Raw genomic sequence first — 20454 nt, 5'->3', positions numbered from 1 at the left:
CAGCCGGATCAAGAGATGTGTGACAATCGACGCTTGGCAAGTTTGCCGGGGGTTCCTCACTGGCACGGACCTTGCTGTCCTGCCGGCAGTATTTTCTGATGGATCGCAAGGACCCGGTCGCCGGCCTTGTGCTCTTCATCCAATCGCAGGCAAACTGTTCACGATCAGGCCAAAGGCTCCGCTCGCCAATTCGCATCCCTCCGCAAGCCGCAAATCAGGGTGTTCATGTACCGATTTGACGAACCCGAATTCAAGGACCGAAGCGCACCGGTCCTGCAGCGCGCCCGGGGAGAAGCCCGTGTCGCGTTCAAGCGCAAGGAGGGCAGGACCCGGCTCCAGGATCTGTTTCAAAGCGGATCCGCCAAGATGCGCCTGCCGCGGATCTACACCGGGGCGCCAACGGCGGTTCTGATCAACACGGCCGGTGGCCTGACCGGCGGAGACCGGATGATTTACCGGGCCGCGACGCAAATGGGTGCCCATGCGATCGTCACAACACAAACGGCCGAACGCGCCTATCGCAGCTCCGGCGGCGCCGCCACAGTCTCGGCGGATCTCGCAGTATCGTCAGAAAGCCGTCTCGAATGGCTGCCTCAGGAAACCATCCTTTTCGACCGTTCCGCCCTGGCCCGGTCCCTGACCGCGGATCTGGCCGGCACCGCCGGTTTGCTGTGTCTTGAGGCCGTTGTGATCGGCCGGCCGGCCATGGGGGAAGTTGTCGAGCACGTGCAGTTCTCGGACCGCTGGCGCATCCGGCGCGACGGAAAACTGGTTTATGCCGATGATATTCGTCTCCATGGAAATCCGTCGGAGGTTTTCAAAGGGCCGGCGACCGCGAACGGAGGAACGGCATTCGCCACCCTGATCGACTGCGATCCGGCCGCGGAAGAGCGTTTGTCGCGCGCCCGCGAGGCTCTGGAGGCCGCGCACCGGTCATCAGGCCTTGCCGGCGGGTGCAGCGCGTGGAACGGTGTTCTGACCGCAAGATTTGTGGCTTCGGATGGACGGACCCTGAAACAGGGTCTCTCGGCGTTTCTCACACACTATCGGGACGCCCAGCTTCCCCGGGTCTGGCAAATATGAGGCGAACCGAAAACAAGGAGAGGGCTGCGTGAACCTGACACCTCGCGAAAAAGACAAGCTTTTGATTTCCATGGCAGCGATGGTCGCGCGTCGGCGCCTGGACCGTGGCGTCAAGCTCAACCATCCGGAAGCCATCGCGCTGATCACGGATTTCGTGGTGGAAGGCGCGCGCGACGGACACTCTGTTGCCGAACTCATGGAGTCCGGTGCCAAGGTGCTCACGCGGGATCAAGTCATGGAAGGGGTCGCCGATATGATCCATGATATCCAGGTCGAAGCCACCTTTCCCGATGGCACCAAGCTCGTGACCGTTCACGAACCGATCCGATAGCGACCGAAGGAGAGCGGGATGAAAAGACTTTACCTGTGTTTTGTGGCGGCCGCGCTGGCTCCGGCGAATGCACTGGCGCATCCCAGCGTCCAGGACCACGCCCATCCACATACGGATGCCGCCAGCTATTTCACGGTGGAAACCCTGCTGCTCGTTCTCGCGGGCTTCAGCATTGGCGGAATTCTCGCCTATCGCCGCCGCCGCAAGGAGATGGACAAATGATCCCCGGACAGATTTTTCCGGCCGGCGGTGACATCGAGCTGAATGCCGGTCTTGAGACCCTCACGCTGGATGTCGCAAACACCGGCGACCGGCCGATCCAGGTCGGCAGCCACTATCATTTCGCCGAGACCAATCCGGGCTTGTCCTTCGATCGGGACAAGGCGCGCGGCATGCGGCTCGATATTCCGGCCGGGACGGCTGTCCGGTTTGAACCGGGGCAAACACGCAGCGTCACGCTCGTCGCCTATCGCGGCGATCGAACGGTCTATGGTTTCAATCAGAAAGTCATGGGGCAACTTTGATATGAGTAAGGCATCGACCGCGGGTTGGATCATCGTGTTTGGCGTCACGGTATTTGCCGCGGTCGGTGGCGCACGGGGGCAGGGCGACGTGGACTGCAAGGACCCCCAAACCCAGCTCGATATGACAATCTGCGCCAGCCGGGACTGGCAGGACGCAGATGCCGAGCTGAATGCCGCCTACAAGGCAGCCATGATCGAGATGCAGCAAACCGACAGCGCCCTTCCGGATGCTCTGAAAGGCGCGGCGGACACACTTCGGGCTGCCCAGCGCGACTGGATTCCCTTCCGCGACAAGGCCTGTGCAGCCTACGGATTTCTGGCCCGGGGCGGCACGATGGAGCCCATGCTCGTGGCCAACTGCAAAACGGACCTGACCCGGCAAAGAACAAAACAGTTGCAAGAGCTTGCCAAGGGGCTTGGCAATTGATCCGCTCCTTCGCTTTTGCTGCCCTTGTTGGCGTGGCGTTTTTCCCCTGCAGCGTCGCCGCCCAGTCGGCCATCGATTGCGGTTATCCGCTTAATAATGCCGAGCGGACCTTTTGCGCCGAACAGGCGCTTCTTGAGGCGGAAACTGAAATGGCCGCCGCCTTCGGCAAGGCTCTCGCCCGGATGGAAGAACTGGACGAGCCGCTGCCAGAGCACCTGAAGGGGGGGCCGGACGCGCTGCGCGCGGCCCAGGAGGCCTGGACCGATTATCGCGACAAGGACTGCCTCGCTTACAGCTATCCGTTCCGGGCTGGAACCCGCGGCAACATGAGCCGCCTGACCTGCATGATCTTTCTGACCCGCCAGCGCGGGGAGGATCTCCTGGCCATGATCGAGGACTACAGCCAATGACGGGCCTGCGCATCAATCACCGAGTGGAGGGATAAATGGCTTTCAAGATGCCCCGTGCCGCCTATGCGGACATGTTTGGACCGACAACCGGTGACAAACTCCGGCTGGCCGATACGGACCTCATCATCGAGGTGGAGAAAGACTTCACGACCTATGGCGAGGAGGTCAAGTTCGGCGGCGGCAAAGTGATCCGGGACGGGATGGGCCAGTCCCAGGCTCCGCGCTCGGCAGGCGCTGTCGATACTGTCATCACCAACGTGCTGATCGTCGACCATTGGGGCATCGTGAAGGCGGATGTCGGCTTGAAGGACGGCCGTATCGCCGGCATCGGCAAGGCGGGCAACCCGGATGTCCAGCCCGGCGTCGACATCGTCATCGGCCCCGGCACGGAAGCCATCGCCGGCGAAGGCAAGATCCTGACCGCGGGCGCCCTGGATGTGCACATCCATTTCATCTGCCCGCAACAGATCGACGATGCGCTGATGTCCGGCGTCACCACCATGCTGGGCGGGGGGACGGGACCGGCGACCGGCACCAACGCGACCACCTGCACGCCGGGACCCTGGCACATCACGCGCATGCTGCAAGCGGCCGACAGCTTTCCGATGAACCTTGCCTTTGCGGGCAAGGGAAACGCCTCGCTTCCCGCCGCTCTGGAAGAACAGATCGTCGCCGGGGCGTGCGCGCTCAAGCTTCACGAAGACTGGGGCACCACGCCGGCCGCAATCGACACCTGTCTGTCCGTCGCCGACGAGTACGACATTCAAGTGATGATCCACACGGATACGCTGAACGAATCCGGCTTCGTCGAAAACACCAAGGCCGCGTTCAAGGGCCGTACGATCCATGCCTTTCACACGGAAGGGGCGGGTGGCGGCCACGCGCCGGACATCATCAAGGTCTGCGGCGAGATGAACGTCCTGCCGTCATCGACCAATCCCACACGTCCCTACACGGTGAACACCATCGATGAGCATCTCGACATGCTGATGGTGTGCCATCACCTTGACCCGTCCATTCCCGAGGACGTGGCCTTTGCCGAGAGCCGGATCAGGCGCGAGACCATCGCGGCGGAGGATATTCTCCATGACATGGGGGCGTTTTCGATCATCGCGTCCGACAGTCAGGCCATGGGCCGGGTCGGCGAAGTGGTGATCCGCACACTTCAAACGGCGCACAAGATGAAGGTCCAGCGCGGCCGCCTGGCCGAAGAGACCGGGGACAACGACAATTTGCGGGTCAGGCGTTACATGGCCAAATTCACCATCAACCCGGCCATCGCCCACGGGCTCGATGAGCATATCGGGTCGGTCGAAGTGGGCAAACTGGCCGATCTGTGCTTGTGGACTCCAGCCTTTTTCGGCGTGAAGCCGGACATGGTCCTGAAACTCGGCACAATCGTGGCCGCGCCGATGGGCGATCCCAATGCCTCGATCCCAACGCCACAACCCGTTCACTACCGGCCGATGTTCGGCGCGTTCGGCAAAGCCATGCGCGAAAGCCGGGTCACGTTCGTCTCACAGGCCGCCCATGACATGGGGGTCAAGGCCAAGGCCGGTCTGGACAGTCTCGTGCTGCCGGTGAAGAACGTGCGCAGCGGCATCTCCAAGAAATCGATGATCTTGAACGATGCCACTCCGGACATCGAAGTTCACCCGGAGACCTACGAGGTGCGCGCCAACGGCGAACTGCTGACCTGTGAACCAGCGGAAGTCCTGCCGATGGCCCAGCGCTATTTCCTGTTTTAGAACAATTGCCAAGGGGTTCGATCCACCGACGCACACCACCGGGGAGGGTGGGACGACATGTACAAGATCATCGGATTTCCGCGCTCAAGGGCGATGCGGGTCATGTGGCTGCTCGAAGAGCTCGAACAGCCATATGAGATCGATCCCGCCAAGCCGCATTCGGAGGCGATCACGGCCGTCAACCCGAGCGGCAAGGTACCGGCGCTGGTCGACGGTGGCGCGGTGCTGACGGAATCTGTCGCCATTTGCACATATCTTGCCGACAAGCACGGGCAGTTCACATTTCCCGCCGGAACGCTTGAGCGGGCGCGCCAGGACGCGTTCACCCAATTCGCTGTCGATGTGCTCGAAGGCGCTCTTTGGACCGCGGCGAAGAACAGTTTTGTTCATCCGGAAACCCTGCGGGTCCCGGAGATCAAGCGGCTGTGCAAAGCGGAGTTTTCCGCCGGCCTTGAGCATCTTGGCCGCATGCTGGGGCAAGGGCCTTACGTGATGGGGGAAACGTTCACGCTTCCCGACATCATCCTGGGTCACTGTGGCGGTTGGGCGGTGACGGCCAAGTTCGATCTGCCGAAGGATGGACCGGTCTACGACTATTTCAAACGGCTGAGGGCGCGCCCCGCCTATCGGGCCATGATGGACAAGGTGATGGCGGCCGAATGAACCGGGTAACCGAGATTTTGCCGGCCGGAACGTGGTCGGGTCCTGCCAGCGACACGGTGCAGCTCGATCGTGAGGCCAGGCACAAGCGCCGGGCGGTTCTGACGGGGCAGGGCGGCCTCATCGCCCTGCTGGATGAACCCAAGGCCGTTTTCCTGGCCGATGGCGATGCGCTGCGGCTCGACAGCGGGCAGATCATGGTTGTCCGGGCCGCGCCGGAGGACCTTGTCGAGATCGAGGCCGACGACATGGCTCACCTGGTGAAGATCGCCTGGCATCTGGGCAACCGCCATTTGCCGACCCAACTGTTCGCCGACCGGCTGCGGATCCGGCGGGACCACGTGATCGAGGACATGGTGCGCAAGCTTGGCGGGCGCGTGACGCAGGTCACAGCCGCGTTCGATCCGGAAGGCGGCGCCTACGGTTATGGCCAAACCCGCGGCCACGGCCACAGCCACGGGCACCATCATGACTGACACTGCACACGCGGGTGCGCTCTACAAGCTTCTGTCGTTTTTCTCGCCGGCCTTCCCGGTGGGCGCTTTCACCTACAGCCACGGACTGGAACAGGCCGTCGAAAACGGAACACTGCAATCGGCGTCCGATGTGGAGCGATGGCTGGGGGAAGTGGTGGCCTATGGGGCGATCCGGTCCGATGGGATATTGCTGGTTCACGCGTTCCGTGCGGTGCAAGCCGGGGATCGGGCGGCGCTCGACGATCTGATCGGCCTTGGCCTCGCGCTTCAGCCGTCGAGGGAACGGTATCTGGAATCGAGCGCCCAAGGGACGGCGTTCATGGTCACCTTTCTTGCGGCCTGGTCGAGCCAGCAGGACACGGCTGCCTGCGCGTGGTTGAGATCCGTCGATACGAACGGGAAGACCGCCTGGCCCTATCCCGTTGCAATCGGAGCCGCCGCCTCCGCGAGCGATCTGCCCGTCGAAGAAACCGTGACCGCCTACATGCAGGCTTTTGTGTCCAATCTGGTGTCCGCGGCGATCCGCACCGTGCCGCTTGGACAAACCCAGGGCCAGAAGGTGCTCGCTACGCTCCAGCCGCTCTGTCAATCGGTTGCCAGGGATACGCTCGCGGCCAGCCTGGACGATCTTGGCAGTTCATCATTCCTGGCCGACATCGCGTCGATGAACCACGAAACCCAATACACGAGGTTGTTCCGCTCATGACATCCGTGAATGGCCCTTTGCGCGTCGGTATCGGTGGGCCGGTCGGCGCCGGCAAAACCACGTTGACAGGCCGGCTTTGCAAGGCCATGCGCGACCGGTATTCGCTCGCCGTCATCACCAACGATATCTACACGCGGGAGGATGCCGAAGCGCTGGTCCGATTGCAGGCACTTCCAAGCGAGCGCATCCGCGGCGTGGAAACGGGCGGTTGCCCCCACACCGCGATCCGCGAAGATGCGTCGATCAACCTTGCCGCGGTCGGCGAACTGATCCAGGCCTTCCCGGATCTCGATCTGATCCTGATCGAATCCGGCGGCGACAATCTGGCAGCCACCTTTTCCCCGGAACTCGCGGATTTGACGATTTATGTGATCGACGTCGCCGCCGGAGAGGACATACCGCGCAAGGGCGGACCCGGGATCACCCGATCGGACCTGCTTGTGATCAACAAGACGGATCTGGCGCCCCATGTCGGCGCCGATCTTGCGGTCATGGAACGCGACGCGGCCCGCATGCGGAAGGGCAAGCCGTTCATTCTGACCAACAACAAGCTGGGCGCTGAAATTCAGGTGATCGTGGATTTCCTGATCGAGAATGGCGGGTTGTCCCGGCGCGAAGCCGGCAAGATCGCTTCCGAAAACAGATGACGGTCTGCCGTTCAGCCTGTAGACCCATGCTCGAAATCGCGTGGGGAGAACAGCCATGATGTTCGACGGGATCAATCTGCTCGGTGCGCTGTTTGGCGCAATCGCCTCCTTTGCCTTTGGCGCGGCCTGGTATGGCGTGCTCGGCAAGGCATGGCGGGCTGCGGCGGGACTGACACCGGAACAGACCCGCCTGACGTTCCCGAAGCTGATGCTGGCGTTTGTCTGCCAGTTCCTGATGGCCTTCATTTTTGCCGGCGTAATCTATCACGTGGACGGAACGTCGATCCGGGCGGGCGTGATTTCCGGCGTCCTGCTGTGGACCGGCATCATTCTCACCACCCATATCGTCAACCACCGGTTCCAGAACCGGCCATGGTCCTTGACCCTGATCGACAGCGGTCACTGGTTCGGCGTCCTCATGATCCAGGGTGTGGTCATCGGGGCGGTCGGAAGCTGGCCCAGCACTACGTAAATCCCCGTAAACAAAAAACTTTCCCACCTGCAGGGAACGGCTACGAAAGTACGAATTCCCACTGGTGGACGCTGCGATACCTCCCGCGCATAATGGCGCCGGCAAAAACCGACTTGCGTCCGCTCCGGGCCGGTCGGACTTTTGAAAAGTCGTCTGGGAGGAATGATCGAAATGTCGGACAGCGTTTTTCCGGTCCCGTCGGACCTGGCGTCCCGTGCCCACGTGGACAACGCAAAATACCTTGAGATGTACAAGCGGTCGGTCGATGACCCGGATGGTTTCTGGGGCGAGCACGGCAAGCGCGTCGATTGGATGAAACCTTACACCAAGGTCAAGAACACCTCCTATGACCACCATAATGTGTCCATCAAGTGGTTTGAGGACGGCACGCTGAACGTTTCCGCCAATTGCGTGGACCGGCACCTGGAAACCCGCGGCGACCAGCCGGCGATCATCTGGGAGGGTGACGATCCCTCCGAACACAAGGTGATCACCTACAAGCAGCTTCATCATGAAGTGAACGTGTTCGCCAATGTCCTTCATGCGCAAGGCGTGAAAAAGGGCGACCGGGTGACGATCTATCTTCCGATGATCCCGGAAGCGGCCTACGCGATGCTCGCCTGCGCGCGGATTGGCGCGATCCATTCGATCGTCTTTGGGGGCTTTTCGCCCGACAGCCTCGCCCAGCGCATCGACAGCTGCCAGAGCAACTGTGTGATTACAGCCGATGAGGGATTGCGGGGCGGCCGGAAAGTGCCCCTCAAGGCCAATGTCGACAAAGCCACCGAGAAGGCACCGGTGAACAGCGTCATTGTGGTGAAACGCACTGGCGGCGAGATCACCATGAAAGACGGCCGGGATGTCTGGTACCACGAGGAAGCCGATCGGGTATCCGACCATTGCCAGCCGGTCGAGATGAACGCCGAAGATCCGCTGTTCATTCTGTACACGTCCGGATCGACGGGCCAGCCGAAAGGCGTCGTGCATACCACCGGCGGATACCTCGTCTATGCGTCGATGACGCACCAGTATGTTTTCGACTATCAGGAGGGCGATATCTACTGGTGTACGGCCGATGTGGGCTGGGTGACTGGGCACAGTTATATCGTGTACGGCCCGCTGGCCAATGGCGCGACGACCTTGATGTTCGAAGGTGTCCCGACATATCCGGGCCCCGACCGGTTCTGGGAAGTGTGCGACAAGCATAACGTCACGATCTTCTACACCGCTCCGACCGCGATCCGCGCGCTGATGGGGGCCGGCGACGATCACGTCAAGAAGCACTCGCTCAAGTCCCTGCGCCTGCTGGGATCGGTCGGCGAGCCGATCAACCCGGAAGCCTGGACATGGTATTACAACGTCGTCGGACAGGGCCGGTGCCCGATCGTCGACACATGGTGGCAAACCGAAACGGGCGGCATCCTGATAACGCCTCTGCCGGGCGCGACCGATCTGAAACCAGGATCGGCGACCCGGCCGTTCTTCGGGGTGCAGCCGGCGATCGTCGATGCGGAAGGCAAGGTGCTCGACGGCGCGACCGAAGGCAATCTGGTCATGCTCGACAGCTGGCCCGGCCAGATGCGCACGGTCTATGGTGACCACGAACGCTTCGTTCAGACCTATTTCTCCACCTACAAGGGGATGTATTTCACCGGTGATGGCTGCCGGCGCGACACCGATGGTTATTACTGGATCACCGGCCGCGTCGACGATGTCATCAACGTTTCGGGCCACCGGATGGGCACGGCCGAGGTCGAAAGCGCGCTCGTGTCCCACCCCAAGGTCTCCGAGGCCGCGGTCGTTGGATATCCGCACGACATCAAGGGGCAGGGCATCTATGCCTATGTCACTTTGATGGATGGGGAAGAACCGACCGATGCTCTCAAGAAAGAGCTGGTGACCCATGTGCGGGCGGAAATTGGCCCAATCGCCTCACCGGATCTCATCCAATTCGCGCCGGGGCTCCCCAAAACCCGGTCCGGCAAGATCATGCGCCGCATCCTGCGGAAAATCGCCGAGGACAGCTTCGACAGCCTTGGCGATACGTCGACACTGGCCGATCCGGCGGTGGTCGACGATCTGATCGACAACCGGCAGAACCGGGCATGAGGTGACGGGAGCCGCCGAAGACAAAAAAGCGCGGCTTGTCCGCGCTTTTTCTCGTCAAATCAGATGAATTACCGGGCGAGATAAATCGCCTGGATGGTTCTGGCGATATTGCCGAACGCGTCAATGAGGTCCTGGCTGGAGGTCGCCCTGTAATAGCTGTTGGGCGACGAGCAGGCCTGCATGTTCCGCGCCCCGGTCGAACTGTTGTTCGACCCGAAATAGACACCGAACACGCGGATGCCTTCATTTTTCATGTTTTCGCAAATCTGCCGGTGCCGTTGCGAGGACTGGTTATTGTATCCACTGTTCCCGTCGGTAATTACCCATTGATCGCAAAGCCACTGCCATGTCCAGCCGACCCGGACCCAGCCGCAGCCATAATCATAAGCACGGTTGTTGTCGCCATCCGTCATCATGACCGCAAACTTCAGGACGTCCGCATTGTTGTAGGGCTCCGGATCGCTGTCCGATGGCCACAGGTTCACCCAATTCGGCGACAGCGTATACCAGCCCCAGGCAGCGCCGGTCTGGCCGGCCGTGCCGCCACTCGCCTGCAACGCGCGGATCGCCGGGATCAGCACGTCCCGGTCCGAGGTCAGCGGGATCAGGCGGGACGAGGACGAACAGCCTGTCGACCCCCCGCCGAAGAACGTGTCTTCCCCCCGTTCGGGATCCCAATCGTATCGGGCGTCCGTGAATTTCTGCGGTCCCATCCGTTCCGTCACGCACCGGGACGATGCTCCGTCCGTGACTGTAGTCGCATAGGGCTGCAGATTGACGCCTTCACTGTAGGGCACGAGCGATATCCGCACCTTGCTGTCTGATGCGCCCACTTCCGCAGGGATCAAAATGTCGACGATCCCCTCGGACGCCGTTCGCAGCGTGTTCATGTCCCCGCCCATGGAGCCGGTGACGTCCACGATCAGCGCCAGTTCGACATCGAATTTGGAGTAGTTGACCTGGGCCCCCACGTCGACGGACATTTTCTCTGATCCCAAGCCACCCAGTTTCATGAAGGGCGTCGGGACCGCGATCGAGGACCAGACATCCACGGTGCCCAGTTCAGCGTTGATGGAATAGTCGAGTTTTTCAATGGCTTCCGCGCTCAAGCCCATGTTTTCGACATTGGCCGTAAACGCAGCTTCGATCGCGGCTTCGATTTCACTATCGGTCATGACGGAGCTGGATAGCTGGGTGGCAACGCTCAAAGCCGCCGCGTCCAGGGCATGCGCCATTTTCTCACGGTTGCTTATGACCTGCGTGAAATCCACCGCGGTCCCGGCAATCACCACCAAAAGGACGACCAGAACACCGAAAATCGGCAGGATCGAGCCGCTGCTGTCCCGGCAAAAGCGCCTGGCAAAAGCGCGGATACCACGTTGCGTAAAGTCTATCATTCCAACTCTCCGAAGAATACGCGGAGAGTACACGATGTGTTTGTCGAAGACGTTAATACCAATAAGGAAAACTGGTAATTTTTACAGTATATGTCTCAATGTTTATCAGACATTCTTTATAAATGGTAAACGGCGCTGGATAATTCAGCCATTCCCGTTTCCACCGGCTCCGGAGGCCGGGTCCGGGGAGGCGGCGGATAGGAACCGGATCAAGGCTCGAGCTCGGTATCCCAGTAAAGAAAGTCCAGCCAGCTGTCGTGGAGATAGTTCGGCGGAAAGGCCCGACCGTTATTGTGCAGATCCTGGATGGTGGGCTGAAAGGGCATGTGCATCGGCCACATGTTGATTTGTGCGCAGCTCTTGTTCGCCTTGCGAAGGTTGCAAGGGGAGCATGCGGTGATCACGTTTTCCCAGGTGGTCTGCCCGCCTTTGGAACGCGGGACAAGATGATCAAAAGTCAGTTCCTCGAGGGAGCCGCAATACTGGCACTGGAACTTGTCACGAAGGAAGACGTTGAAACGGGTGAAGGCGGGAAATCGGTTGGGTTTGACGTATGTCTTGAGCGAAACAACACTCGGCAATCGGAACTCGAAGCTCGGACTTCGGACCGCCGTATCGTATTCGGAAACAATGTTCACCCGATCCAGAAACACGGCTTTGACCGTGTCCTGCCACGACCAAAGAGACAACGGATAATAGCTCAGAGGCCGGTAGTCGGCATTCAGCACCAGCGCGGGATGGGCACCTGACGAAACGGCAATCGTCACCTTTCGCTCCTCACGTCCTGTTCAGCAAGACGGGTGCCCGGTCAATCGGACAAGACCGCCCTCTTGAGACGGGAGTATTGTAGGCAGCACATGACAGTCTTGTGAAGCCTGATAAAGTCGAATGCCGCTTTTGGTCGCAGCGCCGGGATCAAAAGCGAAGAGCATCGGGAAGAAATTGTTCCCAAACTCTTTTCGGTCAGCTGCGAAACGGAAAACCGACACCAACTGCCGCTGTTCAGACGGGCTCGAAATGGCTCTTTTGGATGTCCGGCGCCGAATCAGTGCGGCCCCATTTGTTCACCCGTATCCATTCACACGAAATAGATATGCCGAACCGGCCGGCGCGAACGCTTGAAAGCGTTCGCGCCTTTTCCCTGATCAGATGGAAATCAGTTTACGGTCCACTCGCGGATATCGACGAAGTGGCCCGCGATGGCGGCTGCGGCAGCCATGGCCGGAGACACGAGATGCGTGCGGCCCTTGTAGCCCTGGCGGCCCTCGAAATTCCGGTTGGACGTCGACGCACACCGTTCGCCCGGCTTCAGTTTATCCGCGTTCATGGCAAGGCACATGGAGCAGCCTGGCTCGCGCCACTCAAAACCGGCATTCTTGAACACCACGTCCAAGCCTTCCGCCTCGGCCTGCTCCTTCACAATGCCGGAGCCCGGCACAACCATGGCATTCACACCTTCCTTGACCCGCGACTTTCCAATCACCGCGGCGGCGGCGCGCAGATCCTCGATCCGGCCATTGGTGCAAGATCCGATGAAGACACGATCGATCGGAATATCCGTAATCTTCGTCCCGGGTGTCAGGCCCATATATTCCAGCGCGCGTCTTTTCGAGTTGCGGCGGTTTTCATCGGCGATGTCATCGGGATTTGGCACGACGCCCTGAACCGACACGACATCTTCCGGCGACGATCCCCAGCTGACGATCGGCGGCAGGTTCGCCGCATCCAGCTTCACGACCTTGTCGAATTCGGCGCCTTCGTCGGTATGCAGGGTCTTCCAGTAGGCCAAGGCATGATCCCAAGCCGCGCCCGACGGCGCCTTGGGGCGGCCCTTGATGTAGTCGAAGGTCTTTTCGTCGGGCGCAATCAGGCCGGCCCTTGCCCCGCCCTCAATGGTCATGTTGCACACCGTCATCCGGCCTTCCATCGACAGGGACCGGATCGCCTCGCCGGCGAACTCGATCACATGGCCGGTTCCCCCCGCGGTGCCGATCTCTCCGATGATCGCGAGAATGATGTCTTTTGCGGTCACGCCCTCCGGCAACTGGCCGTCGACCTGCACCAGCATGTTCTTCGCCTTTGACTGGATGAGGGTTTGCGTCGCCAGAACGTGCTCCACTTCCGATGTGCCAATTCCGTGCGCGAGCGCGCCGAAGGCGCCATGGGTGGATGTGTGGCTGTCGCCGCACACGATGGTCATCCCCGGAAGCGTGAAGCCCTGTTCAGGTCCCACGATATGGACAATGCCCTGCCGCATATCGAGTTCAGAATAGTATTCGATGCCGAACTCCGCTGCATTTCTCGCCAGTGTTTCCACCTGCAGCGCGGATTCAGGATCGTCAATGCCGCCACTGCGGTCGGTGGTCGGGACGTTGTGATCGACAACGGCGAGGGTTTTCTTGGGTTGACGCACCTGGCGTTTGTTCAGCCGCAATCCCTCGAAAGCCTGAGGGCTGGTCACCTCATGGACCAGATGCCGGTCGATATAGAGCAATCCAGTGCCATCTTCCTGCATGTCAACGACGTGGTCGTCCCAGATCTTGTCGTAAAGTGTGCGTGCGCGCGCCATGGTTCTCTCCTGAAACCGCTTCCCTGATTGACCGGCAAGACAGGCCGCGGGCGGCCACCTGACAGGATCCGGGAAGATCAGCCGATTTTGGCTGTTTTTGTCTTCTATGACATGACTCACCGCAGCACGTCCGGTCAAGCGGGAGCAGTTGAGCTTTCGTCAAGCGTCCTTGAGGGGCAAAGAAAAAGGCGGCCCAAGGACCGCCTTCAAAAGGATCGTGAAACCTGACGGTTTATTCCGCTGCTGCGTCCGCTGCGTCCTTGGCGGCAGCTTTTTCGGCGGCCAGGGCGGCCTTGGCGGCCGCAACTTCGGCGCGGGTTTGCTCATTGAGGCGCTTCGCGCGGGAATTGGTTGCCTCGACGATACGGGCGGATTTGCCACGGCGGTCGCGCAGGTAGTAGAGCTTCGCGCGGCGGACCTTACCGCGGCGGATCACTTCAACCCCTTCCAGCATCGGGGAGTAGACCGGGAAGACACGCTCAACGCCTTCACCATAGGAAATCTTGCGAACGGTGAAGCTTTCATTGATGCCGCCGCCGGACCGCGCGATGCACACGCCTTCATATGCCTGGGTCCGGGTGCGGTTTCCTTCCGTGACAATCACGTTCACTCGGACCGTGTCGCCGGGTGAAAACTCGGGAAGCGTCCGCTTTTGTTCAATGCGCGCCATTTCTTCGGCATTGAGCTGTTCGATGATGTTCATGGCATTTTTCCCTTCTCAATTAACAAAGCGATCAGAGCGTTCCCCGATCGGGCCGGGAACGAATTCATCGACTTTGGGCCATGCAGATGTTTTGCCGGGGGCGTCCCTTCGGGACAGTTCCGGCCGACAGCCCACATTTGTGGACAATTCCACGCGCGCTCATACAGCAAGCCGACGCCTTTGTCATGTGTTTTAGCTCGCAAGAACGTTCATTTTCGAAAAATGCGGGGCACCCGTTCGGTCGATCAAACCGCCGTTTAGAAGTCCCAAAAAAGTCTGCCGCCTCAGCGGAAGCCGATCAATCGCTGTCATCTTCCGCCATGTAAGCGCCCCAAAGATCGGGACGCCGGGCGCGCGTCAAGCGCTCGGCTTCGGCCAGGCGCCATTCATGGATTTTCTTGTGGTTGCCGGAGCCCAGAACCTCGGGAATTGTCCGGCCTTCAAACTCCACCGGGCGGGTGTAGTGCGGGTGTTCGAGCAAGCCCTTCTCGAAACTTTCCGTTTCCGCGCTTGCCATGTTTCCCATGACACCGGGAATGAGACGAACCACCGCGTCCAGGACCGTCATGGCCGCCATTTCGCCGCCGGACAGAATGTAGTCGCCGACCGAAACCTCTTCGAGTTCGCGGGCTTCGATCACACGCTGATCAACCCCTTCGAACCGGCCGCAGATGATGACGGCCCCCGGACCTTTTGCCAGATCGTGGGCGCGCGCCTGGTTGAATGGCCGCCCGCGCGGGCTCATGAGAAGGCGCGGGCGCCCATCGTCCTTGTTCGATGCAGCATCGATCGCGCGGGCCAGGACATCCGCCCGCAACACCATGCCCGCACCGCCCCCGGCCGGCGTGTCGTCGACCGACCGGTGCTTGTCTGTGGTGTGATCGCGGATCTGGCAGGTATCGAGGGCCCACAAGCCGCGCTGCAATCCGCGTCCTGCCAAACTCATGCCCAGCGGACCGGGAAACATCTCCGGATAAAGCGTAAGAACCGTGGCTTTAAAGGTCATGACCTGTGTCCGTGTTCCCTTGGATTTCCCCAGACCATTAACCCAATTTCTCCAATTGCGCGAAAACTGCACCTGCCCATCCGGGTATTTGGATTTCATTAACGGTACACGCGGACGATAGGACACGAAATCAAAGGAAAGCCCAGTGTCTCCGCACCGCGCCAAAACGATCCGCCTTCCCTTGCCCACTGCCGTTCAGCGCGTGCTCGGGCCGATAGAGGTCAATCTGTCACCGAGCCGGTTGCTTCCCATGGCGGGACTGATCGGTTTCGGGGTCCTGGCCGGACTGTTGTTCAATACCGGTGTCGGGCACCCATACGACAAGATCGTTCATGTGGTGTTTTTCGCCCTGCTGACCCTGTCGATTCACACCTTGTTCTCATGCCGTCTGCGGGTATCCGCCGCGCTTTCCTTCACAATGGGACTGGCCGGTGAGGCGGTCCAGGGCTTGCTGCCTCATCACGAAAGCTCTTTTCAAGATGCCTTCGCCAATGCGGTCGGCATTGCGTTGGTCGTGGCCGCTATCGCATTGAAGCGCTCGGAAGTGAAACAGGCCTTGAACAGCGAACCGATCAAACTGGATCTGGAGCGGATGGGCTTGCAGCCCGTTCACTCGGACCCAGGTTCCCCGGGCCGGGACCGCTCCTCGGACAAGTAGTCTTCCGGGAGATCAACCACAACATACCCGTCGGTCACAGCCACAGTGGGAACGAAATCCCGGGTGAAGGGAACATAATAGCTCGGACCGCGAGGCGGCCGGACTTCCAGAAGATCGCCCGCGCCGAAGTCCTGAACCGAAACGATCCTGCCCAGCTGCTCCCCCGACGTGCTCCGCACCTCAAGGCCGGCCAGATCCTCATAGTAGAACTCATCTTCGTCCGGAGCAGGCAAGCGCCCGCGTTCGATGAAAAGGTCCGTGCCATTCAGCGCTTCGGCGGTGTTGCGGTCGTCGATTTCCCTGAATTTCGTGACTACGACCGTCTTTTGCATCCGGGCCCGGACAACCTCGAATGTCCTTGATCCGTCCGCGGTCATCAGCGGACCGTAGTCCCCGAAGGAAAGCGGATCATCCGTGAAGGATTTGACCCGCACCTCCCCACGGATGCCATGGGCGGCGCCGATGCGCGCCACCAACACCCTTTGTGTCTCTTGGGAGTTCATGTCAATGGGCCCCATGATCAGGCTCGGCGCATGCGTCGCCCCGCAGGCTCTTTTCCTCAGGCCGAGGACATCCGGGGGCGCATCGAGGCACAGGCGCAAAGCGTTGGCTTCGCGGCCCGTGCTTCGCGGCGCGGCCGAAGGCCTTACTCGGCCGCGGCCTCTTCAGCGGCAGCTGCTGCCGCCGCGGCGGCTTCTTCTTCGGCGGCCTTCTTCTCATCCAGACGCTCTTGCGCCTTGCGGCCGAGCTGGGCCTTTTTCGGATTGTTGCGCGGTTCACGCTTCAGCAACCCGGCGGCATCGAGAAACCGTGCGACACGATCGGTCGGCTGGGCACCGGTTCCAAGCCAGTGTTGAATGCGCTCGACATTCAGCTCAACCCGGTTCTCGGAATCTTTCGGCAGCATCGGGTTGTAGGAACCGACCTTTTCGATGAAACGGCCATCGCGCGGAGCGCGGATGTCAGCGACAACGATGCGGTAGTACGGGCGCTTTTTGGAACCGCCACGTGCCAGGCGAATTTTAGTAGCCATTTTTACTTGTCTCCAATTGTTTCAATGCCGGTTCTCGCGGCAATGGCTTCGTGGTGCCGGATCACCTCCCGAACGATGAAGTTCAGGAATTTCTCGGCAAAATCAGGATCGAGATGGGCATCGCTCGCCAGCTGGCGCAACCGCTCGATCTGGATCCTTTCGCGCGCCGGGTCTGCCGGCGGCAAATCATGTTCGGCCTTGAGACGGCCAACCTTCTGGGTGCACTTGAAGCGTTCCGCCAACATGTGCACCAGAGCGGCGTCGATATTGTCGATGGAAGCGCGCAGCCGCTTGAGCTCTTCCAGGGCGGCCTGACTGGTCAGGCCGGTTTCCGCATTGCTCATCGCTTCTTGCCCTTGCCCATCCCGGGCAAACCGCCCGGCATTTTCGGGCCTCCAAGACCTGGAAGCCCCGGAAAGCCCGGCGGCAGGCCTGCGCCACCCAGACCGCCGGGAAGTCCACCCGGCAATCCGCCCGGCAGGCCCTTCGGCAATTCGCCGCCGCCCGGCAATTGTCCAGACTTGGCCATTTCTTCCAGCTGTTTCGGATCGACATCGGGCATGCCACCGCCCATGCCGCCCATCAGTTTCCCGAGCAAGCCTTTGCCCTTACCCATCTTCTTCATCATGTCCGCCATCTGGCGGTGCATTTTCAAAAGCTTGTTGACCTCGGCAACCTGAACGCCCGAGCCGGCGGCGATGCGCTTCTTCCGGCTGGCCTTCAAAAGGTCCGGCTTGCGCCTTTCGTCCGGCGTCATGGATTGGATGATCGCGATCTGCCGCCTGAAAACCTTGTCATCGAGGCCGGCGGCGTCGATCTGCTTCTTCATTTTTCCGACACCGGGCATCATTCCCATCATGCCGGACATCCCGCCAAGCTTTTCCATTTGGCGCAGCTGCTCGGACAGGTCTTCCAGGTCAAAATGACCTTTCTGCATCCGCTTGGCCATTTTTGCGGCCTTTTCCGCATCAATGGCCTCGGCCGCTTTTTCGACCAGCGAGACGATATCGCCCATGCCCAGAATGCGGTCGGCGATCCGCTTCGGATGAAAGTCTTCCAGGGCGTCCGATTTTTCGCCTGTCCCGATCAACTTCACCGGCTTGCCGGTGACGGCCTGCATGGAAAGCGCTGCGCCGCCGCGCCCGTCACCATCCATCCGCGTCAGAGCGATCCCTGTGATCCCGACCCGCTCATCAAAGTTCTTGGCCAGATTCACAGCGTCCTGACCGGTGAGCGAGTCGGCCACCAGCAGGATCTCGTGCGGCTGGGCGGCCGCTTTAACCTCCGCCATCTCGATCATCAACGGTTCGTCGATGTGGATTCGGCCCGCGGTGTCGAGAAGCACGACATCGTAACCGCCAAGCCTGGCCGCAGACATCGCCCGCTTGGCGATCTCAACCGGTCCCTGGCCTTCGACGATGGGAAGGGTATCGATGCCATTCTGCTCGCCGAGAACCTTCAACTGCTCTTGCGCGGCCGGGCGGCGCGTATCAAGCGAGGCCATCAGGACCTTGCGCTTCTCGCGTTGGGTCAGGCGGCGGGCGATCTTGGCCGTGGTCGTCGTTTTACCGGAGCCCTGCAGACCGACCATCATGATCGGCACGGGCGCGGGCGCGTTCAGATCCAGCGTCCGGGTGTCGGACCCCAGCATCTCGATAAGCTGGTCATGGACAATTTTGACGACCATCTGGCCCGGCGTGACCGATTTGACGACTTCGGCCCCCACAGCCCGGTTCCGGACCTTGTCAGTGAAGGACCGGACAACCGGCAGTGCAACGTCCGCTTCGATCAAGGCACGGCGAATCTCGCGCATTGCTTCGTTGACGTCGTTTTCCGACAACGCACCACGCCCGGTGAGCTTGTCGAAAATGCCGCTTAATCGATCGGACAGGCTTTCAAACATCAAAACGTCCTTGGGTCTCGTATTCGGGAAATTCCCGAAACCATATGGCAAACAGGCAATCGAATCCAAACGGATCCATCTGCGCAAAGCAGTTTGGCACCCGAGAGCGCATCGCGCTGTCGGATGTTGACCTCCGGGAACTCTTTAGACCTTCGCGGGTCCCGGTCGGCGGCTCGAATTGTCAGTCACTCATATGGAGTTCGCGGGCTTATGCCGGAAAGGGTGCGATGAGTCAAGGAAGGGCGGGGATATTGGGGAACTCGCGCATCAAGCGAGCCGTCATTGCCGGAGTTGATCGCGAAACAATCATTCCCGCTTGGACGTTTCGTACCTGGCCGAGGTTTCATAATAGTCATTGAAACCTATCCGGTCCCGCAATTCCGAAAAGCTCATCAAGTCCGGTGTGCGGTCCATATCGGCTTTCAGTTTTTCAAGCGTTGCCGCCATCGCCTTCATGGCGCTTGCCATCAATGTCAGGGGATAGGCCGCCAGAGAAAACCCTATGTCCTGAAGTTCCCGGTGGGACAGGTCCGGCGTTTCACCGCCCTCCACGATGTTGGCCATCTTCGGGCCTGGCAATTCGCGGCAGATGGTGTGCATCTCCTCGACGGTCTTTGGCGCTTCCACGAAGAGAATATCAGCCCCGAGTTCCTTGAACCTTGCCGCACGGTCGATTGCCTCGGCGAGCCCGTGATCGTGGCGGGCATCCGTGCGCGCGAGGATCAGGATATCGGCCCCTTCAGTCCTTGCGTCATTTGCGGCCCGGATCCGGTCGAACGCCTCCGCCCGGGACACCACCGCCTTGCCCGGTGTATGGCCACAGCGTTTCGGTGCGAGCTGATCCTCGATCATGACAGCGGCCGCACCCGCCTTGGCAAATCCGTGCACCGTGCGCCGGACATTCATGGCGTTGCCATATCCGGTGTCCCCATCGGCGATGAGCGGAATGGACACCGCATCGGTGATGTTGCGGACCTGGTCGAGCACCTCCGCATAAGACATCAAACCGAGATCCGGTTGACCGATCCGCGCCGCGGACGTGGCAAAGCCCGACATGAACGTCACGCCAAACTTCCCCTGCTCTATCAGCTTGGCGGACAGGGCATCGAAACAGCACGGCATCACATGCAGCCGGTCCTGGTTCAGAAGGGCCCGAAGGTCGGTCGCCGGAGATGACATGGGTGTTCCTTTTGCCGCGCGCATGGTGGTTCCTTTTTCAAGGAGCGACCTATAGCGGTTTCCTGGCCACCAAACCACTGCCGGACAGAACAAGACCACCGCCGGTGACGATCCGGCGATGGTCTTGGTCTGAGGACATCGTGTCAGTCACACGCGCCTCTGTGGAGCACCCGGAAACTGCTAGAGGTCAAGCGCCTCAAATTCCTGCGGATCCAGAACCAAGTCCCGGTTTGCGTCTGCCGCATCGAAAGCCTCCTGGGTGATGTTCGGGATTGCGACGGACAGTTCCTCGAAGCTGACAACACCGTTCTGGTCCCGATCCACCTGTTCGAAGGACATGCCTTGGGCCATCGCCGTTCCGGAAAGAACGTAGGCCGCGGTCAGGGCCGCAGCAGTCGTGGTTCGTATCATGA

At 60.6% G+C, this 20454-nt stretch carries 25 protein-coding genes; 14 read left to right on the top strand and 11 right to left on the bottom strand.

The features are described from left to right. Positions 1-225 precede the first annotated feature (225 nt). The 13 genes from F0184_RS04345 (at position 226) to acs (ending at position 9593) form a co-directional block, all read left to right on the top strand. The gene (locus F0184_RS04345) at positions 226-1083 is read left to right on the top strand and encodes an urease accessory protein UreD (protein WP_150494939.1); all 858 of its coding nucleotides are present in this window, start codon (positions 226-228) and stop codon (positions 1081-1083) included. Positions 1084-1111: 28 nt separating this feature from the next. Then, the gene (locus tag F0184_RS04340; RefSeq protein WP_150494938.1) at positions 1112-1414 is read left to right on the top strand and encodes an urease subunit gamma; all 303 of its coding nucleotides are present in this window, start codon (positions 1112-1114) and stop codon (positions 1412-1414) included. A gap of 18 nt (positions 1415-1432) precedes the next feature. Continuing rightward, the gene (locus F0184_RS04335) at positions 1433-1636 is read left to right on the top strand and encodes a hypothetical protein (protein WP_150494937.1); all 204 of its coding nucleotides are present in this window, start codon (positions 1433-1435) and stop codon (positions 1634-1636) included. Further along, positions 1633-1938 (top strand): urease subunit beta, encoded by a 306-nt coding sequence (locus F0184_RS04330; protein ID WP_150494936.1) that lies wholly within the window; start codon positions 1633-1635, stop codon positions 1936-1938. The genes F0184_RS04335 and F0184_RS04330 overlap by 4 nt, the downstream gene beginning before the upstream one ends. A 1-nt stretch (position 1939) precedes the next feature. Continuing rightward, positions 1940-2365 (top strand): lysozyme inhibitor LprI family protein, encoded by a 426-nt coding sequence (locus F0184_RS04325; protein ID WP_150494935.1) that lies wholly within the window; start codon positions 1940-1942, stop codon positions 2363-2365. After that, positions 2362-2775 carry a lysozyme inhibitor LprI family protein gene (locus F0184_RS04320; protein WP_150494934.1) on the top strand — a complete coding sequence of 138 codons (414 nt, stop codon included), beginning with the start codon at positions 2362-2364 and terminating at the stop codon, positions 2773-2775. Before F0184_RS04325 ends, F0184_RS04320 begins: the two co-directional genes overlap by 4 nt. A 35-nt stretch (positions 2776-2810) precedes the next feature. Next, positions 2811-4523: an urease subunit alpha gene (gene ureC / locus F0184_RS04315; RefSeq protein ID WP_150494933.1), complete on the top strand. Its 1713-nt coding sequence runs from the start codon at positions 2811-2813 to the stop codon at positions 4521-4523. Positions 4524-4580: 57 nt separating this feature from the next. Continuing rightward, positions 4581-5186 carry a glutathione S-transferase family protein gene (locus F0184_RS04310; RefSeq protein ID WP_150494932.1) on the top strand — a complete coding sequence of 202 codons (606 nt, stop codon included), beginning with the start codon at positions 4581-4583 and terminating at the stop codon, positions 5184-5186. After that, positions 5183-5659, top strand: a complete 477-nt coding sequence (locus F0184_RS04305; RefSeq protein WP_150494931.1) for an urease accessory protein UreE — start codon at positions 5183-5185, stop codon at positions 5657-5659. The genes F0184_RS04310 and F0184_RS04305 overlap by 4 nt, the downstream gene beginning before the upstream one ends. Next, complete coding sequence (locus tag F0184_RS04300; protein WP_150494930.1) at positions 5652-6365, top strand: urease accessory protein UreF; 714 nt, start codon at positions 5652-5654, stop codon at positions 6363-6365. Before F0184_RS04305 ends, F0184_RS04300 begins: the two co-directional genes overlap by 8 nt. Then, a complete protein-coding gene (gene ureG / locus F0184_RS04295; RefSeq protein WP_150494929.1) occupies positions 6362-7012 on the top strand; it encodes an urease accessory protein UreG in 651 nt (216 codons plus the stop codon). The genes F0184_RS04300 and ureG overlap by 4 nt, the downstream gene beginning before the upstream one ends. 55 nt (positions 7013-7067) lie before the next feature. Continuing rightward, entirely contained in the window at positions 7068-7484 is a 417-nt protein-coding gene (locus F0184_RS04290; protein WP_150494928.1) for a DUF1761 domain-containing protein, read from the top strand. 171 nt (positions 7485-7655) lie between these two features. After that, positions 7656-9593, top strand: coding sequence for an acetate--CoA ligase (gene acs / locus F0184_RS04285; protein WP_150494926.1), 1938 nt, complete (start codon positions 7656-7658; stop codon positions 9591-9593). Positions 9594-9661: 68 nt separating this feature from the next. Here acs and F0184_RS04280 read toward each other — a convergent pair whose 3' ends face one another. From F0184_RS04280 to trmD, 5 genes are all read right to left on the bottom strand, one after another. Further along, positions 9662-10990, bottom strand: a complete 1329-nt coding sequence (locus F0184_RS04280) for a TadE/TadG family type IV pilus assembly protein (RefSeq protein ID WP_150494924.1) — start codon at positions 10988-10990, stop codon at positions 9662-9664. A gap of 209 nt (positions 10991-11199) precedes the next feature. Beyond that, on the bottom strand, positions 11200-11757 hold the full coding sequence (locus F0184_RS04275) for an HNH endonuclease (RefSeq protein WP_150494922.1): 558 nt from the start codon (positions 11755-11757) through the stop codon (positions 11200-11202). A 389-nt stretch (positions 11758-12146) separates the two neighbouring features. Then, complete coding sequence (gene leuC, locus F0184_RS04270) at positions 12147-13559, bottom strand: 3-isopropylmalate dehydratase large subunit (RefSeq protein ID WP_150494920.1); 1413 nt, start codon at positions 13557-13559, stop codon at positions 12147-12149. A gap of 232 nt (positions 13560-13791) precedes the next feature. Continuing rightward, entirely contained in the window at positions 13792-14262 is a 471-nt protein-coding gene (gene rplS / locus F0184_RS04265) for a 50S ribosomal protein L19 (RefSeq protein ID WP_150494918.1), read from the bottom strand. 298 nt (positions 14263-14560) lie between these two features. Then, positions 14561-15268 (bottom strand): tRNA (guanosine(37)-N1)-methyltransferase TrmD, encoded by a 708-nt coding sequence (gene trmD / locus F0184_RS04260; RefSeq protein WP_150494916.1) that lies wholly within the window; start codon positions 15266-15268, stop codon positions 14561-14563. Positions 15269-15413: 145 nt separating this feature from the next. Here trmD and F0184_RS04255 point away from each other — a divergent pair, with 145 nt between their 5' ends. Further along, positions 15414-15926, top strand: a complete 513-nt coding sequence (locus F0184_RS04255) for a VanZ family protein (RefSeq protein ID WP_150494914.1) — start codon at positions 15414-15416, stop codon at positions 15924-15926. On the opposite strand, the gene rimM is transcribed toward F0184_RS04255, so the two are convergent. From rimM to F0184_RS04225, 6 genes are all read right to left on the bottom strand, one after another. After that, complete coding sequence (gene rimM / locus F0184_RS04250) at positions 15878-16429, bottom strand: ribosome maturation factor RimM (protein ID WP_150494912.1); 552 nt, start codon at positions 16427-16429, stop codon at positions 15878-15880. The genes F0184_RS04255 and rimM overlap by 49 nt on opposite strands. A 143-nt stretch (positions 16430-16572) precedes the next feature. Further along, positions 16573-16959 (bottom strand): 30S ribosomal protein S16, encoded by a 387-nt coding sequence (gene rpsP, locus F0184_RS04245; protein WP_150494910.1) that lies wholly within the window; start codon positions 16957-16959, stop codon positions 16573-16575. A 2-nt stretch (positions 16960-16961) separates the two neighbouring features. Then, entirely contained in the window at positions 16962-17303 is a 342-nt protein-coding gene (locus tag F0184_RS04240; protein WP_150494907.1) for a chorismate mutase, read from the bottom strand. Then, entirely contained in the window at positions 17300-18862 is a 1563-nt protein-coding gene (gene ffh, locus F0184_RS04235) for a signal recognition particle protein (RefSeq protein ID WP_150494905.1), read from the bottom strand. The genes F0184_RS04240 and ffh overlap by 4 nt, the downstream gene beginning before the upstream one ends. 306 nt (positions 18863-19168) lie before the next feature. Beyond that, positions 19169-20041: an isocitrate lyase/PEP mutase family protein gene (locus F0184_RS04230; RefSeq protein ID WP_150494903.1), complete on the bottom strand. Its 873-nt coding sequence runs from the start codon at positions 20039-20041 to the stop codon at positions 19169-19171. 180 nt (positions 20042-20221) lie between these two features. Continuing rightward, positions 20222-20452: an EF-hand domain-containing protein gene (locus F0184_RS04225; RefSeq protein ID WP_150494901.1), complete on the bottom strand. Its 231-nt coding sequence runs from the start codon at positions 20450-20452 to the stop codon at positions 20222-20224. Positions 20453-20454: the final 2 nt, after the last annotated feature.

Origin of the sequence: Roseibium aquae (assembly GCF_008711285.1) — a bacterium.
GTDB lineage: Bacteria > Pseudomonadota > Alphaproteobacteria > Rhizobiales > Stappiaceae > Roseibium > Roseibium aquae.
Note: the sequence above shows the minus strand (reverse complement) of the source record. Positions and strands in the feature narration are given on the sequence as shown.

Excerpts from the sequence above, each read along its gene's own strand:
- rpsP (WP_150494910.1), bottom strand. The coding sequence starts at position 16,959 with ATGGCTACTAAAATTCGCCTGGCACGTGGCGGTTCCAAAAAGCGCCCG.
- rimM (WP_150494912.1), bottom strand. The coding sequence starts at position 16,429 with ATGAACTCCCAAGAGACACAAAGGGTGTTGGTGGCGCGCATCGGCGCC.
- rplS (WP_150494918.1), bottom strand. The coding sequence starts at position 14,262 with ATGAACATCATCGAACAGCTCAATGCCGAAGAAATGGCGCGCATTGAA.
- F0184_RS04280 (WP_150494924.1), bottom strand. The coding sequence starts at position 10,990 with ATGATAGACTTTACGCAACGTGGTATCCGCGCTTTTGCCAGGCGCTTT.
- F0184_RS04335 (WP_150494937.1), top strand. The coding sequence starts at position 1,433 with ATGAAAAGACTTTACCTGTGTTTTGTGGCGGCCGCGCTGGCTCCGGCG.
- F0184_RS04305 (WP_150494931.1), top strand. The coding sequence starts at position 5,183 with ATGAACCGGGTAACCGAGATTTTGCCGGCCGGAACGTGGTCGGGTCCT.
- leuC (WP_150494920.1), bottom strand. The coding sequence starts at position 13,559 with ATGGCGCGCGCACGCACACTTTACGACAAGATCTGGGACGACCACGTC.
- F0184_RS04345 (WP_150494939.1), top strand. The coding sequence starts at position 226 with ATGTACCGATTTGACGAACCCGAATTCAAGGACCGAAGCGCACCGGTC.
- ffh (WP_150494905.1), bottom strand. The coding sequence starts at position 18,862 with ATGTTTGAAAGCCTGTCCGATCGATTAAGCGGCATTTTCGACAAGCTC.
- ureC (WP_150494933.1), top strand. The coding sequence starts at position 2,811 with ATGGCTTTCAAGATGCCCCGTGCCGCCTATGCGGACATGTTTGGACCG.
- acs (WP_150494926.1), top strand. The coding sequence starts at position 7,656 with ATGTCGGACAGCGTTTTTCCGGTCCCGTCGGACCTGGCGTCCCGTGCC.
- F0184_RS04325 (WP_150494935.1), top strand. The coding sequence starts at position 1,940 with ATGAGTAAGGCATCGACCGCGGGTTGGATCATCGTGTTTGGCGTCACG.
- F0184_RS04310 (WP_150494932.1), top strand. The coding sequence starts at position 4,581 with ATGTACAAGATCATCGGATTTCCGCGCTCAAGGGCGATGCGGGTCATG.
- F0184_RS04240 (WP_150494907.1), bottom strand. The coding sequence starts at position 17,303 with ATGAGCAATGCGGAAACCGGCCTGACCAGTCAGGCCGCCCTGGAAGAG.
- trmD (WP_150494916.1), bottom strand. The coding sequence starts at position 15,268 with ATGACCTTTAAAGCCACGGTTCTTACGCTTTATCCGGAGATGTTTCCC.
- F0184_RS04300 (WP_150494930.1), top strand. The coding sequence starts at position 5,652 with ATGACTGACACTGCACACGCGGGTGCGCTCTACAAGCTTCTGTCGTTT.
- F0184_RS04225 (WP_150494901.1), bottom strand. The coding sequence starts at position 20,452 with ATGATACGAACCACGACTGCTGCGGCCCTGACCGCGGCCTACGTTCTT.
- ureG (WP_150494929.1), top strand. The coding sequence starts at position 6,362 with ATGACATCCGTGAATGGCCCTTTGCGCGTCGGTATCGGTGGGCCGGTC.
- F0184_RS04330 (WP_150494936.1), top strand. The coding sequence starts at position 1,633 with ATGATCCCCGGACAGATTTTTCCGGCCGGCGGTGACATCGAGCTGAAT.
- F0184_RS04290 (WP_150494928.1), top strand. The coding sequence starts at position 7,068 with ATGATGTTCGACGGGATCAATCTGCTCGGTGCGCTGTTTGGCGCAATC.
- F0184_RS04230 (WP_150494903.1), bottom strand. The coding sequence starts at position 20,041 with ATGTCATCTCCGGCGACCGACCTTCGGGCCCTTCTGAACCAGGACCGG.